Here is a 16,454-nt window from a genome sequence, read left to right as displayed (position 1 = left end):
AGAATATAAAGAAATGTTTATATCTTTAAGTCATTGACCGCGAGATTGAGTTCCGCATCTACCGTTCCAGTTGCACCAACGCAATTGATCGATCATCTCGCTATCAATCTCCAGCTACCCACCTCCCCGACACTGCGCGAAGATTTATACGCAGCGGCAAGGAAATACGGATACGGATTCTCGGGCACTTGCGAACACTCGACTGAAAGCCATTTTGGCTTTCCCGCTATCAAACGCCACGGTTTGCAGCTTGCTTGGCAGAGCCGCCCTTTGGCAGACAGAAGGCGTCCGTTCAATGATCAGGAATTGCTTAACCCCAATGTTAACATTGATCGGCTTATGATGCGCCCCGGCTATCCAGGAGTTCTCGCTTTAGCAAAGTCTCAAGCCACTCGGCAAACACATGCAGCCGGCGTGAGAGATGTTGCTTATGCGAATAGAGCAGCGTCATTGGCATCGGTTCGGCGCGATAGTCAGGCATCAGCTCAACGAGTTCACCGGCATCGAGATGGCTTCGCACATCGTAAGCCGGAATCTGGATCACCCCGAGCCCGGCGAGACAGCAGGCAATGTAGGCCTCAGCGCTGTTGACGGTGACCCTCCCGCGCATCGGCAAGGTGCGCAAGGTTCCGTCTTCCAGCCATTCCCAGTCCTCAACGCGACCGCTCGACGGTGATGCGTAGTTGACAGCCCAATGCTTGTCGAGATCGTTTATTTCCCTTGGGGTTCCATGTCTCGCCAGATAGGCGGGGCTTGCGACATTGATCAGGGCCAATCTGCCGATTGGGCGAGCAATCAGGCCTGAATCGCTCAAGAGACCGACGCGGACAACACAATCCACGCTATCCTCCACCAGATTCACCGCACGATCCGTAACTCCAAGGTCGATGTCAATCTGTGGATAGCGCTCAAGGAACTCCGGAAGCGCTGGCGCTATGATCAGGCGACCAATCCGACCGGGGACATCAATGCGCAGCCTGCCCGATGGTTGAGCTGCACTCTGTCGGAATAGATTTTCCGTTTCCTCAACATCGGCGATAACACGTTGACAACGATCGTAAAAAGCCGTCCCGTCCTGGGTCGGCGAAACCTTGCGGGTGGTGCGATGAAGCAGCCGCGCCCCAACCCGTCCTTCAAGCTCCTGAACCGCGGCGGAAACGGAGGAGCGCGGCACGCCAAGCGTGTCGGCGGCACGGGTGAAGCTCGCACATTCAACGACACGGGTGAAAATACGGAACAGATCAATGCGGTCCAAGGTACACGGGAATCCTTATTGTACTGCTTTTCTGACAAGTGAAGTCAGAATGATAATCTTTATACCGAAATTATAGACGATATCTTTTCCCGACGAAAGCGGCCGTTGGTGTGGTCGCACGTTGGCTAAGGAGGCCACCTCATGACCGATCACAGCATCAAGGGCAAAACTGTTATCATCGCCGGTGGGGCAAAAAATCTCGGCGGACTGATCGCCCGCGATCTTGCAGCACAGGGCGCGAAAGCGATCGCTATCCACTACAACAGTCCGGCGACCAAAGCCGATGCTGAAGCAACCGTGGCGGCGCTCAAGACAGCCGGCGCCGATTGTGTCGCCATCAAGGCCGACATGACGACGGCAGGCGCTGTCGAAAAGCTTTTCGCAGATGCTGTCGCCGCTATCGGCAGACCGGATATTGCAATCAACACGGTCGGCAAGGTACTCAAAAAGCCGATTGTTGAGATTTCCGAAGCCGAATATGACGAGATGAGCGCCGTCAACGCCAAGAGTGCTTTCTTCTTTATCAAGGAAGCCGGCAAGCATCTCAACGACAACGGCAAGCTGGTGACACTCGTTACCTCCCTGCTCGGTGCGTTCACGCCCTTCTACTCGAGCTATGCCGGCACCAAGGCGCCTGTCGAGCACTTCACGCGTGCGGCCTCGAAAGAGTTCGGTGAGCGCGGGATTTCGGTGACGGCCATCGGGCCCGGACCGATGGACACACCGTTCTTTTACGGCCAGGAAAGCGCCGAGGCCCAAGCCTATCATAAAACGGCGGCGGCGCTCTCCACCTTCTCAAAGACCGGACTTACCGACATTGAGGACATCGTTCCTTATATCCGTTTTCTTGTCTCCGATGGCTGGTGGATGACGGGCCAGACAATCCTCGTGAACGGCGGTTACACCACCAAGTAACAAGACCAGCAACCTGTCGGCCAAGCCCGGGTCCCAGGAGTTCCGATCCGCCTCCTTGAGACCGGCTTCGCTCGGAAGAGGCGGCAGCAAGATTTGTAATCGGTCCATGATTGCAACACCTTGCTGCCATTCCTCCAGTTATGCTTCTGGCGAGTAACCGAACGTTACCGTTGGGTTTTCGGCTGTCTCCACCCAGATACTCTTTGCTTGCGTATAAGCCATCAGCGCATCCTTGCCGCTCGAGCGACCGTAACCGCTGCGGCCGAAACCGCCAAACGGCGACATGACCGAGATTGTTTTATAACCATTGATCCAGAAGGTTCCGGCCCGCACGCTGGCTGCAACACGATGAGCCCGCGCGACATTCTCGGTCCAAACGGCACCTGCGAGACCGTAGGGATTGTCGTTGGCGAGCGCAATTGCTTCCGCCTCGTCGTCAAAAGGCATGACAGAGACAACCGGACCGAACACCTCTTCCCTGGCAATCGTCATTGCCGGTTCAACTCGATCAAGGATTGTCGGCGCATAGTAGTAGCCCCCGGTTTCCTCCAGTGCGTCAGGTTTCTTTCCACCTGCCACAAGTATCGCACCTTCGGCCACACCATCCCGAACCATCTGATCAATCTTCATCCATTGACGCGCGTTGTTGATCGGACCGACATGCGAGTTATTGTTAAACGGGTCTCCGACAACAATACGATTGGCAGCATCAACGTAGCGCTCCACAAACGCCTTGTGGATGGACCGGTGAACTAGCAAGCGTGACCCGGAAACGCAGCTTTGCCCCGCTCCGCTGAAGATAGCCGACTGCGCACCAACAATCGCGCGATCCAGATTGGCATCGGGGAAAACAATATTGCCGGATTTTCCGCCCAGTTCCAAAATACACGGAACCACATTTTTTGCAGCAGTCGACGCAATCGCTGATCCGGCCTGTGCTGACCCGACAAAAACCACCAAACCCGTACGTGGATGGGATACGGCTGCCTGTCCGGCAGTTGGACCTTGGCCTGCAATCACGTTTACCAATCCGCGCGGAGCACCACCCTGCTCGCACATCAGCCCCAGGATGAGTGTGGAAAGTGGGGTTAGCTCGGAAGGTTTGATGACAACGCCATTTCCGGCACAGATTGCGGGTGCGATCTGCCATCCACCAGTAAAAAGGGGGGCATTCCACGGCGTAATCTGCGTGACCACACCAATTGGTTCATGCCGGGTATAGTTGAGATGGCTGCTTGGTACTGGAATAACATCACCATAGAGCTTGTCGCACCAGCCGGCATAATATTCAAACATCTCTGCCACACGGACCGCCTCGCCGCGAATGTCGCGGATGGGGCGACCGGCGGAACGGCTCTCGATTTCGGCGATCAACGGTGCATGTTCGCGGATACAGCGGGCGATTTGGTTCATTACGCGACCGCGGGCTGATGCCGTCAGTGCCATCCATTCCCTTTGAGCACGAGCCGCACTGTCCATCGCCGCATCGATAATCGACTGGTCTGCATCCTTGAATGAGGCAAAAACTATACCGGTCGCCGGGTCCGTCAGATTTTGCTCGTTGCCACTTCCGGCAACTATCTCACCGTTCACAAAACTGCCAATCTCTCTCTTCGGAAAGAAACTCTCGAAAATTTGAGCAATACGTGCGGCTTGTTCTTTGGGATCATGTAGTCGCGTCATAATTCTGGTCCTTACCTTGATGAATTAGGCTGAAAAGCGCCCATTCGGGTGAAGTCATCACTGTCCTTGAGATGCTCCGAACCAGCCCAGAGTTTTGCCACAACCGATGTCAGCGGATTGTCCACGCCTGCGCGTTCAGCCATCTCTTGTGCCAGCCGTACATCCTTGCGCATTAACCCCATCGAAAAGCCGCTGTCGAAACGGTCGTTCATTATCCAGGTTGGAAAGTGAACTTCGCTGATCATGGATTTACCGGAAGCGGCGTTCAGAACACGGAGGGCCGATTCAGGGCTTATTCCAGCGGCAAGTGCAAGTTTCAGGCCTTCGCTGGTTGCCACCATATGAGCCGCAGCCAGCAGGTTGTTGACAAGTTTTGCAACATTACCTGCTCCGCTAGGCCCCACATGCAGGGCCTTGGCAGCCATTGCCTCGATAACCGATTGCGCCAGCGCCAGATCAGTATCGCTGCCCCCGATCATCATCGTCAGTTTGCCGGATGCGGCTCCGGCCGGGCCTCCGCTCACAGGAGCATCAAGAAAGCCATGTCCGAGTGAAGCAAGCCTCTGTGCCAGCGCGCGGCTGACATCCGGCTCGGAGGTCGACGTGTCGATAATGACTACGCGTCTGCGCCCGCCCGTCAACTGATGGATATGCGCGTTGACCACATTCTCGACATCCTGAGCCGTCGGAAGAGAGAAAACCAGAAACTCAGATTCTTCGAAAAGCATCTCGAGTGTGTCTGCAGGCATCACTTTTGATGCTCGGGCAAGTGTCTTGCGCTCAGCTGATAGATCGAACCCCAGCGTAACGAACCCTTTTGCCACAAGGGTCTGAGCCATGCCGAGCCCCATACTGCCAAGACCAACAACACCGACTACCGGCTTTTCAGGTTGCGCCATTCCATGTCTCCATTGTTCATCGACCAACCCTCAGATTGGTCGCATCATTAATGGTGAAAGGCTCGCACCAAAGGGGGCAGAGGCATAGCCGGTTTACAGGCAACGCTGCGTCTCATCCGACGCAACAGTCCGTTGAAGGATCTATCGAAACGCTGCCATGTTGTTGGAGAGAAACCCGCTCAGTCGCTCGACTGAAAGCGGTAAACGGCGCCGGGCCCGCACCATCAGGTGTGCACTAGCTTCGGCCAGTAGCGGATCTGACAATTCGCGTATCGCTACGGCTCCGCGTTCCAATTCGGTAGAGACGGCAAAGCGCGGCAAAAAAGTAATGCCAAGCCCGGCAACTACGAACCGTCTCAAAACATCTATCGATGTCGTTTCGACAACGGGAGAGATTGCAAAACCGCGATCGGCGGCAACACGGGTGACCAACCGGGTAATGCCATGGCCAGGTCCTAGTAACGCATTGGGCAGACCCGAGCAGTCAGCCAGTTCCAACCTGTCTTTGGCCAATAGAGGGTGCTCTGGCGGTGCGACCAGACAGAGCGGCTGTTTCGAGATTGCAAGCGAGCGAACCCTTGCATCGACCAGCGGGTTGTACGCAATTCCGATATCTGCATCCCCGTTGGCAATCCCGTCCAGAACGCTTTCCGTGCCGCCGAGCTGCATGTCGTACTGCACATCAGGATAGATTTTGACGAATGAACCAAGTCCATATTGCAAGATATCGGCGAGAAATCCCTCCCCGCAAAGAATGCGGACACGCCGTTGTTGCACGCCCCTGAGAAACCCGAGTTGTTCGGTAAGCAGGCTATGCTCTTCCAAAACACGTCTAGTATGCTCCAGAACCAACTCGCCCGCTTCAGTCAACGCCATGCCGCGCGCATTTCGTTCAAACAGAGTCAAGCCAATCTTGCGCTCGGTTTCGGCGATCTGACGGCTCACGACGGAAGGTGCAACGTTCACATGTTCGGCTGCACCTCTGATTGATCCGATCCGGACCACCGCCATGAACATCCGCAATTCTTTTGCATCAAGCGTTTCCATGGCATCATTTTGCTTCGTTGGTTTCTAGGTTGAATAGACTATAGAAACAGGGCCAGACAGTAATCAGCTGGCCGCCAGTTCACTTGTAACCAGTTTGATCCAGAAATTGGCGCCTATTGGCAGCAGGGCGTCATTGAAATCGTAATAGGACGAATGCAAGCCCGGATTGGTACCGTCGCGACGACTACCAAGCCAGAAATAACAACCCGGCTTCTCCTGCAGCATAAATGCAAAGTCTTCCGCCGCCATGCTTGGGGCTTCGTCAAGAACCTTGAGACCAAGATCGGGCGAAGCAGCCAGGTTCCGGATTTTGCGGGCATTGTCAGCTGTATTGATCGTCGATGGATAACGTTCTTCATAAGCAACACGCGCCGTGCAGTCAAAGCCTTCGGCAATTGAAGTGGAAATCGCCTGTATCCGGCGGACAATCGTCTCCCCGACGTCAGGTAAGAACCAGCGAGTAGTTCCACGGACGATCATACTTTCCGGAATGACGTTCCAGGCATCACCGCCATGCATCTGCGTTACCGAAACAACCGCAGATTCCAGTGGCGAAACATTCCGGCTGACAATGGTTTGCAATGCCGTGACCAGTTGCGCGGCGGCGACCACCGGATCGGCGCCTTCATGTGGCATCGCTCCGTGCGCTCCCTTGCCGATCAACTCGATCTCGAACGTACCGAAGGCTGCCATCATCGCATCATCGCGGGCAACACAGGTGCCAACATCCAGTGCTGGCCAATTGTGAAGACCGTAAACCGCATCAACCGGAAAGTCCTTAAACAGCCCTTCGCGCACCATTTCGCGACCGCCACCTTCGTTCTCTTCCGCCGGTTGGAAAATGAAGTGCACAGTTCCATCAAAATCAAGTTTGCTGACAGCTTTTGCTGCAGCAAGAGCCATGGTTACATGCCCGTCATGACCGCAGGCATGCATTTTACCGGAAGTCTCCGACACATAATCGACACCGCTCTTTTCGACGATTGGCAAGGCATCCATGTCGGCGCGGATACCGATTGCGCGTTTCGATGTCCCTCGCGTCAAGCTACCAATCACGCCCGTACCAGCAAAACCGGAGCGAACGCTAAATCCCCAGAGCTGAAGTTTTTCGGCTATGAAGGCTGAGGTCCGGTTTTCCTCGAACGCAGTTTCGGGATGTCGATGGAGATCATGGCGCCAGGCCGTCGCTTCTGCCAGATCTGTTTCGCTGAGAAAAATAGGCATAATATCGTTTCCCCTACACGTTCGTGGCAGGCCCGGGATCGAACCTGCCACGCGACGGTTTAACCCGTAATGCGCAATACCAGATCAGCGACTACCACCGAACCAAGATAGGTGCCGATCATTACGCAAATAGCGACGATGACAATTTTCCATCCGGAGCGGCGGGCAATCTCGAACTCGTTACGCGTCAACGCCAGCCCTCCGTAGGCCAGCGCCGGTGTTGCGAGCGCCAGGAAATTTAATTCCCCGACATTCGCCAGAACATAATCAGCGCCCGGAACGCCCGGAATAGTGATGATAATGGCGATGAGGGAAACCCATGCTACACTCGGCAAATAGAAAGGCATAAAGCGGGCCAGCATCAAGCCACCGATAGATGCTGCATAAAGCACGAGCATGCCGGGCAGCGCCTGGATCGGCGTCACATTTGTTCCGACCCAGTTTGCAACCAAACCCAGAAAGCATGCAATGACCAGGAGCAAGGCATTTTCGACAATATCAATCTTGCGTTCGTCAGTTGTCTCGACGGATAAAGTCAGGTTGTCGATTGTATTCTTCATTGATTTGGAAGTCATCCGTCTCTCCCTTATGCCGCGTTGCAATATTCTTCGGGGCGGCACTTCTTATAAAGCCATTCTGTGAGCGGCAACGCCACAAAGAGGCCTACATAAAGTCCCGTTGCATAGGTGAGGATGTTGCTCGCAGCAGCAAGAGCTAGAATGAGATCTTTCTTTTCTGGCAAAACACTCACCAGTCCACCAGTGCAGGCCGCGAGCATACTGCCCGAACCAACACCGCACGACATGGCCAACGCACGAAAATCGAAAATTCCCAGACCGTTGACTAGCGGTGGCATCAAGGCAAAAACGAACGTGCCAATCAACGTTCCGGTAGCGTATACCCCCATCACTCCAGCGCCTTCCGGACTATCCAGACCGTACTTGTCGGCAATAAGCGCGAGATTGGGCTCGCGATCGATGGAGTAGGTCGCCCCGATCGTTTCTCGTCCCATACGCAGCAGGAATACGGCGATAGGAAAAGCGACGGCTATAGTCCCCAGATTGCCGATTTCCTGTAAAATCAAAGCAGGTCCCGCAGCAATGATGTTCTCGATTTGAGGACCAACCGTCGTGCCGAACTTGGCAATAAACGGCATAATAGAAATGGTGATCATAGTGCCTGACAGTTTGACGGAATCGGACTTCAGGACTTTTCCCGTCGCCTTCAAGATACTCGGGTTCAGAATGACACCAAGAGTAAACGCATACAGCATCGGCAGGAAAATTACGGCGCCTATCCCAATAGATATTTTCTGAATGCCAACCAGTTCTGAAATACAGATGATCGCCAATACAAATACATGCAACCAGATATGTCGCATCGCAAATACATTGTTCCCCTTCACGCGGGCCTCCTTGTTTTTCTTCATACGCGCTCTGCTTCAGTATGATGAGTTTGGATTCAAGTACCAGCCTCAGGACAAGGAACACAGCGTTGCAATTGCAACAACACCGGAACTCGGCACCCCATATAGATCAGGCAATACGATTGATCTCGTTGAGCGTCGTTTCTGCCTTCGAGCTGGATAGCAGCGACGAGGCGCAAGATGCGAGCCAGAAGAATGACCAGGCGCGTTCAAGGAAGGCTTTTGGCGAGGCCGACAATAACGACTTGGAACTGTGGAACACGCCAACAGTCGAGGGGTGATTGAGAAAATTCGGAAGACAGGTCGCTTCTTTGGCCATCAAACCGATGGATATTTCCGCCAATTAAAAGCCAGGCCGCGCGCCATGCAAGGAAATATCGTAAAAACAGGCACCGGCAAACTGTTTGCCGGTGCCTGTAAAACTGGCGGTTACATTCTAGAACCGCACTCGGAAGCCCAGTGTACCTTTGTAACTATAGCTATCGGCGAAGTTTTCGAGACTGGTATTGACAGATCCCTCGCCATAGATCGAGTATTTGTCTCCGCTCCAGTTATAGCTGCCACCCAGACCGATACCACCCCAAAGACGTTCGTTCTTGCTGGCAAAACTCGTTCTTGAAACATCGACCTTGGTTCCATCGAGGAACTCGTAATAGACGTTCGCGATACCATAGAGGTAGGTTCTGTCGATGAGGCCGCTGGCGTTGTACCAGGAGTTCTGGTGTTCAACAGCCAGTCCGATGCGGCCCTGCAGGCTCTCACCGCGATCAAGGCTGATCCGCGCACCGAAGGCATCATTGAAGCTGTCGAAATCGACATTCGAGTAGGTCAACTGTGCCTGTGGCGTAACCGACCAGTTCTGATCGATCGCTACCCGCTTGCCGCTTTCCGCAGAGAAGGCATAACCCAAACCGTTGTTCCCGTCTGCCAGTCCCATATTGGCAAGATCAGACATAAGATCGCTGTCATACCAGGTAACCTGAGTCTGGCCATCAAGGTAGAAGCCGTTATCGCCATACCAAGTCAGCGTACCGCCAAAGCCGTAACCGTCGGTCGAAATTTCGCCGTTCCCGTAGACCGAACGTGTTTTGGCCTTACCGTGAGTATAGTGAATAGTGATCCCGCCAATCAGCTTTCCGTTTTCCTTCTCAGCCAGCATGCCTTCGAGGCCAGCCTGCAGTTTGAGTGTGTTGAAACTGTAATCCGTCCCAGACGTGGAAAAACGTGGATCGGCCTTTGTGTGAGCGCCTTCAATGCGCCCCCACACGCCGTTACCCTCAATCAGATTGCCAGCTTCTTCTGCTGGAGCATAGGGAGAGCCGACCGGATCAGCGCCTTCTGCGAGCATGATATTGCCTGCATTGCTCCAGTAGCGATTGCCGACGCGCTGTTGCAAAGTAGGCAGGCCGTTCAGGCCCAGCAGAAGCTGTGGATAGGCTTCGTAACCAGGGACACCCGGCTGGTAGAGTGGGACTTCCTCGCCGCCATCACCATCATCGCCGCCATTTGTTCCACCGCCATCAATAGGGTTCTTGATAGTCGAGCGCAGATACCAATCGCCATCGTTCGGATTGGTTTTGCCGTTTTTGTAGAGTTGATAGGCATAAGCACCACCGACAACGGCTGGTGCGCCCTGAAACTCATAGTCGCCCATCAACATAAATGTTGCATTGGACGCGCCAGCAATGTCGACAATCTTGATGCCCTCATTCGTCTGGGCGCCGCTGCCATTGATATTCTTGACAGCCAGAACGCCAGTTCCACTCGTGTTGCCATTGACGACCAGTCTGTCTGTTGCGGAACTGTCGTTGCCAAGCGCGGTTCCGATCCGAACGGTCCCGCCATTTCCGGTATAGTCGCTGGTCACGATTAACGTGGTCCCTGCTTCCGGTCCAAGGTCAACAATTCCTGAATTGCTCAATGATTTGAGCGACTGGTTGAAATCATTGAGTGCCAGAGTACCGGTCTGGGCCACAGTGAAATCAGAGTTGGAGCTGAAATAATTCACTCCGCCCGCCGCGAGCGTTCCCGCCTCGACAGATGTCGCGCCCGAGTAGGCACTCTGATTGTTGAGAATGGTGACGCCGGATCCGATCTGCCTAACATTACCTGTTCCGGAGATCACGCCATCGAACACGAGTGCGTCAGACCTGTTGAATGCCAGAATACCTTTGTTGTTGACGTCGCCGACAATTGAGCCCGATGTCCCGCCATCGCCAAGCTGAAGCAGCCCTGATGCAATGGTGGTGCCGCCACTGTAGGTTCCCGCACTCGTAAGGACCAGTGCACCGTCGCCGGTTTTGGTCAGTGCGCCTGTTCCGGCGATATTTCCCTGCTGGGTGAGGATCGTCCCCGCATCGGTTTCGATTGTCGCATTGCCAGCCCCTATGGTCGTCGCGCGATTCATCGCGATATTGCCGGTCGAATGCAGTGTGCCTCCGTTGATGCCAAACGGCCCGGAAGCTGCCCCTAGGTTTGCATCCGAACTGATCTGAACAGTTCCACCGTTGACCGCGGTTCCGCCAGCGTAAGTATTCTCGCCATTCAGGACAAGCGTACCAGTGCCGATTTTCGTTAGTCCGCCATTGCCGCTTATCACACCGTCATAATCGAGCCTCGTCGCACCAAACGTATCGATCGTACCACCCCGGGACTCAAGCACCGTAGCGCGATCAATCGTGAAATCGGTTGTCGTTCTCAGTGTGCCGCCATTAAAGGACATGCCACCCGTTGCACCACCGAGATTAACATTGCTCGCGATCTGTAGCACGCCGCCATTGATCGCCGTACCGCCTGTATAGCTATTGTTGCCCTGGAGAACCAGTGTGCCGAGATCTGTCTTGGTCAGTTGGGTGTTACCGGTAAGTACCGAGTTAATCGTCGCGGTATAACCGGCACCTGCAGCCGTACCATCACCCACACGGATAATCGACGAGGGAGCCCCCACTAAAGTGATCTGATCTCCGGTAACGACATAACCGTCGCTCGCAAACTGCATGCCTGCCGCACGAACTGCACCAACGCTATTGTCGACAGTTACAGTTCCGGCCGTAGCCATAAAGATGGCGAAGGCATCGTCCTGATATGGTGCGTTGATAGCTCCCGTTGGTTCGGTCCAGTTGATATTGGATCCACCGGACCCCGAACTCTGCCATGTGCCGGTGCCACCATTTACCGCCCCGTTGCCAATTGCACCATTTGATGCGGGCCACACGTCCCAATAGTTCAAATTCAATCCGCTCGTATTGACCAGATTGACCTGATTTGCGACCGCCGTCTGAACGTAGTAGCCGCTCGCGGGGATTGTTCCAACCGTCAAACCGTTATCGATCAAGGTGCCGTCATAGCTGATGACACGGTAAACACCGGGGTCGAACGATCCGCCCGGAGTGGCAACAACGTTGATCGTGCCGTCGAGGGTTAGGTTTCCATGAACTGTTGTCAGGTCGTTGAGTGCTCCCCCAACTACATTGGCCTGTCCGAAACTGTATTCGAGCGCCGAGCCATTACTAAGTGCGAGATCTCCGTTGATTGTCAGCGCTCCGGGAACGGCCCCTGCACGGCCCGGTGCAAGCGAACCGCCATTCTGTATTGTGACGTCGCCACCGATCGTGCCAGCACCACCAATTGTTGCGCCAGTTCCTACATCTGTCACACCCGTAGCAGCGCTTTGATTGCCATTCACATAAAGTGCGCCGCCCGTTACCGTAGTCGCGCCACCAAAGGCATTGGATCCCTCAAGGTTGAGCACACCGTCACCGGCCTTGGTAAGGCCGCCCGAACCCGTAATTGCCTGGGTTACATTGGTCGTGTTGTTATTCGTATCGAACGTGCCGCCACCGGCATTCAGAACAATGGCACGACTGCTCGCGAGATCGAACGAAGTGTCGAAACGCAGTGTGCCACTATCGAGAGTGACGCCGCCATTCGCATTGCCCAAGGCATTGTCGGCCGAGACAGCGATCGTGCCTCCATTAATTCTTGTACCACCAGAATAAGTGTTCCCAGCCGGGGCAGCAGGCGTCAAGGTCAGAACCCCAGTGCCGGTTTTCTCGACCGCGCCAGAGCCCACGATCTGGCCAATATAAGTGCCGTCGTCTGGTTGCGTGAAGCGAACGAGGCCGTCGTTCTGCACGTTATTGACGTTGTTGGCTATTACGGTTTTAACGGGAAGACTTTGCGCACGCGCTTCTAGAACGCCATCCGGACGAACGATCACGTTGCCGGTATAATCTTTATTGTTACCCGTCAGGGCCAGCGTTCCATCATTCACTGTAACAGTAGTGAATCCTGTGAGGCTACCACTTACCGTCCAGAGACCATCACCGTTCTTCGTCAGGGTGGTAAAGTTTCTGAGTGCACCCGCGAGGGTGTCGCTGGAGCCTAGAATACCTTGCAAAACTAGATCGTTAATACCGCCGCCGCCGTTAATATTGCCCGTTACGACTGAGTTTGGTTCAAAAGTGAGCGTATCGTTGCCCCCTGCGAAGCTCAGGTCGCCGACGACCTGAGCGCCAGTACGGTTGATGAAGTTGATACCGGCACCGCCGTTGGTCCCGATGACGCTACCGCCGCCGAGTTTCTGGATAGTTCCGTAGTTATCCACCGTATTCTTGGCGCCGGTTACCTGATCTTCGAACCAGATCGCCGCACTACTTTGCCCCTGAATCAGGCCTCGATTGATGATAGTGTTGCCGTAACCATGCACGTTGACGGCTTCGGCCCGCGTATTGGTGCCGTTTGCAATAACCCGGCCGCCTTGCTCGATTGTTAGCAGTCCGTTGCTGCCGAATTCAATGGTATTGGGACCGGTACCGAATGGGCCCGAACCGGATGGAGTGGAGTTGTTTGTGACGCTTGCGCCGTTACGGACATTGATCGTACCGCCATCTCCGATACTGATGGCAGGAGCGTTATTTGTGTTTATTCCTGCTCCTGACTGCACGTCAACAGACCGATTGTTATCCGAACGCCCCGTACCCACAGTTGCTGTCCACACTGCCGGTGCGGTCGACGTACAAACGGTTGAACTGCCCGTCGTTGTACATGCTGCCAGGGCTTGCGATGGAACCAAAGCAAGTGTTGCAGGAAGAAAAACAGTGAAGGCAAACGCCGAACACGTCGAAAGGAGGGCGTATTTCCGGTGCAGCATACTATTCTCCAGAATCAGCTAGTTTAGCTCTAGCTAACACATAGGAGTGCAATTTGTGGTAGCAAAACCGCAACACATGGCGATGTACTCGATATTCTCATTCCGTCTCATTGAAACACCAGGGGCGCTAAACCCTTACTGCGAAGCAGTATCAAACCAACACGAACCGTCGTGCCAGATGCAGTCCGTTGAACCCAAAAAGGATTTAACGATGCAATCGAAGTCTCCACGGGGCCACCGCAAAAACGGGAGAAGATATCTGCACGGTTCACGCCAGCGCACGACGCTTAAAGATTACTCTCCGCGCATGACCAGACCAATTTGGCTTTCCACTCTCCCAGCAACAAGCTCACTGCCGTGGCCTGCCGTCATGCCGGAGCTGACGTTTTGCAACATCGCGTGATTACATTGCAGAAATGACCGTTTAAGCACTCATGCCCACTTTGCGTAGCTTGCACCAGTTCACTTGGCAATCCCTCATACAGTGACCGTCGATTATGCAGTCAGCATGATTGTGTACACGGCCGCCGCTTGCACGGCTTTTGGCGAATAGACGAGCGGACAATGGTTTCCATCGCGCCAACCATTAAAAAGATTCTGATAATTTAATGTTTCTGGAACACCCGACTGCCCCGGATTATTGATAAACAGGCTGTTATCCCAACCCCCAACGTCGATCACCATGCGAACCGATGGCCCCGCCAGAACGGAAAAATCCGCAAGCCGATAGTTGGCATAATTGAGCGTCGAACTGCTTCCGCCGAGACCGATTGGCTGCAAGGACCAGTTTTCTTCCGTCAGTTCCTGTAAAGGGTGCTGCAAATGCAGCTTGTGGATATGCCCCCATGACCATTGTTCGGGATCGGAGCCCATCATAACTTCGCATTCGGCAAAGCCATCGTTGAGGCTTTGGACAATCTGTTCGGCCATCTGCGCATCGCCATGCGCCCCTTCCAGCCATACCACGATGCTCGGCGCATCGAACGGGAAGAGCAACGGAACTATCTGCGGCGTCGCACCTTCCGTCCGGGCGGCAAGCGGGCCGAGATGTTTACTGAACCAAACCTCGAAGAAGGCAGCGGCGGCGGACCCAGGCGTGAGATCGCCATCCCAGTTTTGCAGCAGCCGCCATACAGGCATCTCAGTAACCGCCAGCATGGTCGACAAACAGGCGAGCACACGCCCGGCAATCGGTGAGAAAGTCGAGCATTGCAAGTATGCGCAATCCGCAAGCGAAATCGGTTCGCTGCGCGACAATTCGCGATGAAGCGTATCGTGCCTGCTGCTGTCGAGCCACTCGTAACCTATGGCCGGATTGGAACGCGACCAATCGTCAGGCACGTTCATCGCATTGGCCGTCGCCACGAAACCGTGCGCCGGATTGATCTCGTAGGGTCCGGCCTGCGGCGGCAAATATCCGCCCCATTCATAACGCCCATCTCCCGGCACAGGGAGAAGTCCATCCCAATTGATGCGAACAGGCGTCGCACCGGATGGTTTCCAGGCGATCGTGTTGCTGGTATCGGCATAGATATGATTGACGGAGGGACAACCCCAACCTGCTAGTGCATCCGAATACACCGAATAGCTGGTCGCTCGCATGACTGAGAGGCTGGCCATATACGGTGCCATGCCGGCATCCAACCAGACAGTGCGCAATGCGAAGGCGCGATTATTTTTCGCGTCCTGATACAGGAGCGGACCGTGGCGGGTGAATTTAAGCGCAACCGTCTGATCCGGGCAACCCTTCACGGAAATCGGCTCCTCTATCGTCTGGACGCGTTCCTGGCCGTTGTCATAGGCATACAGATCGGGATCGTCCACGTTGGTCTGATAGACATAAATGTCTTCCTGATCTGCACCGAAAATCGTCAGCCCGAAAGCGGCAGTGCCGTTGTGGCCCATCGATATGCCCGGCACCATTGGTTCACCCGCGCCGATCACGTCCAGCCCTGGCATCGACAGATGAACGACATAACGGATCGACGGCAAGACATGCATGCGATGCGGATCGAGAGCCAGGATCGGGCGACCCGTATCAGTTTTCGCCGCCGATATGGCCCAGTTGTTCGATCCCTCCTCGAATGCGGCCCTGCCAATTTCACCGGACGAGGCAATCGAGGTCCATAGAGGTGCCTCCTCAAGTGTGGCGGCAAGCCGGTCCCTGGTGAAGGTCGCCGGGCTGACGGCAAGATTGAAATCGCGCAGAACCCGATCCGTCATGATCGCCGGATCGAACCCGTCGACCGGTTGCGGGTCGACACCGTGGGACAATTCTTTCCGCAACTGATCGAGTCTCGCGCCACGTTCGATTCCGGCTGCTGCCATCACTTTAGACCGCAGAAGCTCGGATGATGCATTGCGCGTAAGCGAGTGGGTCCGTACGCGCACGACATCCGCCGGCTTCCAGCGATCCGGCCGATGACCCAGCAGTACAAACTCCGGCGGCAGCGCTATCGAACCCGCGTCGCAGGCATCAACATAGGCATTGATGCCAAAGGCAAATGCGGTGCATATTTCTTCCGAATCCGGCCCATAGGCTTTCCATTCGGGAGCCATGTCGCCGCGGTAGAGCAGCAGTCTTGCAGCTCTGTCCTGTTCGAGATAACCGGGACCGAAATCGCGCGCCAGCAGGCCAAGACCGCGCTTACGCGCGATATCGATCTGCCAGAGGCGATCACGCGCGGCGTTCCAGCCCTGGGCAAAGAAAAGATCGTAAAGGTTGTTAGCCCGAATATGGGCAACACCCCACAGATCCACCGTGATGGCTACGTCCTGTTTAAGGCCGGAGACCTGCCGGGCATCCAGCCTCGTCGTATACGGCCTCACATCGACCATGGCCGCACCCGTCAC

At 54.9% G+C, this 16,454-nt stretch carries 11 protein-coding genes; 1 reads left to right on the top strand and 10 read right to left on the bottom strand.

The annotated features are described in order from the left end of the window. Positions 1-337: 337 nt before the first annotated feature. The gene (locus CES86_RS20280) at positions 338-1,255 is read right to left on the bottom strand and encodes a LysR family transcriptional regulator (protein WP_010660407.1); all 918 of its coding nucleotides are present in this window, start codon (positions 1,253-1,255) and stop codon (positions 338-340) included. 141 nt (positions 1,256-1,396) lie between these two features. On the opposite strand from CES86_RS20280, the gene CES86_RS20275 reads away from it, so the two are divergent. After that, positions 1,397-2,170, top strand: coding sequence for an SDR family oxidoreductase (locus CES86_RS20275; RefSeq protein WP_094515218.1), 774 nt, complete (start codon positions 1,397-1,399; stop codon positions 2,168-2,170). 138 nt (positions 2,171-2,308) lie between these two features. Here CES86_RS20275 and CES86_RS20270 read toward each other — a convergent pair whose 3' ends face one another. The 9 genes from CES86_RS20270 to CES86_RS20230 form a co-directional block, all read right to left on the bottom strand. Beyond that, complete coding sequence (locus tag CES86_RS20270) at positions 2,309-3,853, bottom strand: aldehyde dehydrogenase family protein (protein WP_094515217.1); 1,545 nt, start codon at positions 3,851-3,853, stop codon at positions 2,309-2,311. A gap of 11 nt (positions 3,854-3,864) precedes the next feature. Beyond that, entirely contained in the window at positions 3,865-4,752 is an 888-nt protein-coding gene (locus CES86_RS20265; protein ID WP_010660410.1) for an NAD(P)-dependent oxidoreductase, read from the bottom strand. A gap of 141 nt (positions 4,753-4,893) precedes the next feature. Next, positions 4,894-5,799 (bottom strand): LysR family transcriptional regulator, encoded by a 906-nt coding sequence (locus tag CES86_RS20260; protein ID WP_010660411.1) that lies wholly within the window; start codon positions 5,797-5,799, stop codon positions 4,894-4,896. 63 nt (positions 5,800-5,862) lie between these two features. Beyond that, a complete protein-coding gene (locus CES86_RS20255) occupies positions 5,863-7,023 on the bottom strand; it encodes a M20 aminoacylase family protein (protein ID WP_094515216.1) in 1,161 nt (386 codons plus the stop codon). A gap of 59 nt (positions 7,024-7,082) precedes the next feature. After that, entirely contained in the window at positions 7,083-7,598 is a 516-nt protein-coding gene (locus CES86_RS20250) for a hypothetical protein (protein ID WP_094515215.1), read from the bottom strand. 11 nt (positions 7,599-7,609) lie between these two features. Continuing rightward, positions 7,610-8,452, bottom strand: a complete 843-nt coding sequence (locus CES86_RS20245) for a DUF3100 domain-containing protein (protein ID WP_094515214.1) — start codon at positions 8,450-8,452, stop codon at positions 7,610-7,612. Between the two features lie 106 nt (positions 8,453-8,558). After that, a complete protein-coding gene (locus tag CES86_RS20240) occupies positions 8,559-8,768 on the bottom strand; it encodes a hypothetical protein (RefSeq protein ID WP_094515213.1) in 210 nt (69 codons plus the stop codon). A 117-nt stretch (positions 8,769-8,885) separates the two neighbouring features. Then, positions 8,886-13,433, bottom strand: coding sequence for an autotransporter outer membrane beta-barrel domain-containing protein (locus CES86_RS20235; protein WP_235819962.1), 4,548 nt, complete (start codon positions 13,431-13,433; stop codon positions 8,886-8,888). A gap of 663 nt (positions 13,434-14,096) precedes the next feature. Continuing rightward, positions 14,097-16,454 carry a penicillin acylase family protein gene (locus tag CES86_RS20230; RefSeq protein WP_235819961.1) on the bottom strand — a complete coding sequence of 786 codons (2,358 nt, stop codon included), beginning with the start codon at positions 16,452-16,454 and terminating at the stop codon, positions 14,097-14,099.

The sequence above is a fragment of the Brucella lupini genome, from assembly GCF_002252535.1.
GTDB classification, from domain to species: domain Bacteria; phylum Pseudomonadota; class Alphaproteobacteria; order Rhizobiales; family Rhizobiaceae; genus Brucella; species Brucella anthropi.
This window is presented reverse-complemented; position numbering and strand designations above follow the sequence as displayed.

Excerpts from the sequence above, each read along its gene's own strand:
- CES86_RS20250 (WP_094515215.1), bottom strand. The coding sequence starts at position 7,598 with ATGACTTCCAAATCAATGAAGAATACAATCGACAACCTGACTTTATCC.
- CES86_RS20260 (WP_010660411.1), bottom strand. The coding sequence starts at position 5,799 with ATGGAAACGCTTGATGCAAAAGAATTGCGGATGTTCATGGCGGTGGTC.
- CES86_RS20240 (WP_094515213.1), bottom strand. The coding sequence starts at position 8,768 with ATGGCCAAAGAAGCGACCTGTCTTCCGAATTTTCTCAATCACCCCTCG.
- CES86_RS20270 (WP_094515217.1), bottom strand. The coding sequence starts at position 3,853 with ATGACGCGACTACATGATCCCAAAGAACAAGCCGCACGTATTGCTCAA.
- CES86_RS20245 (WP_094515214.1), bottom strand. The coding sequence starts at position 8,452 with ATGAAGAAAAACAAGGAGGCCCGCGTGAAGGGGAACAATGTATTTGCG.
- CES86_RS20265 (WP_010660410.1), bottom strand. The coding sequence starts at position 4,752 with ATGGCGCAACCTGAAAAGCCGGTAGTCGGTGTTGTTGGTCTTGGCAGT.
- CES86_RS20275 (WP_094515218.1), top strand. The coding sequence starts at position 1,397 with ATGACCGATCACAGCATCAAGGGCAAAACTGTTATCATCGCCGGTGGG.
- CES86_RS20255 (WP_094515216.1), bottom strand. The coding sequence starts at position 7,023 with ATGCCTATTTTTCTCAGCGAAACAGATCTGGCAGAAGCGACGGCCTGG.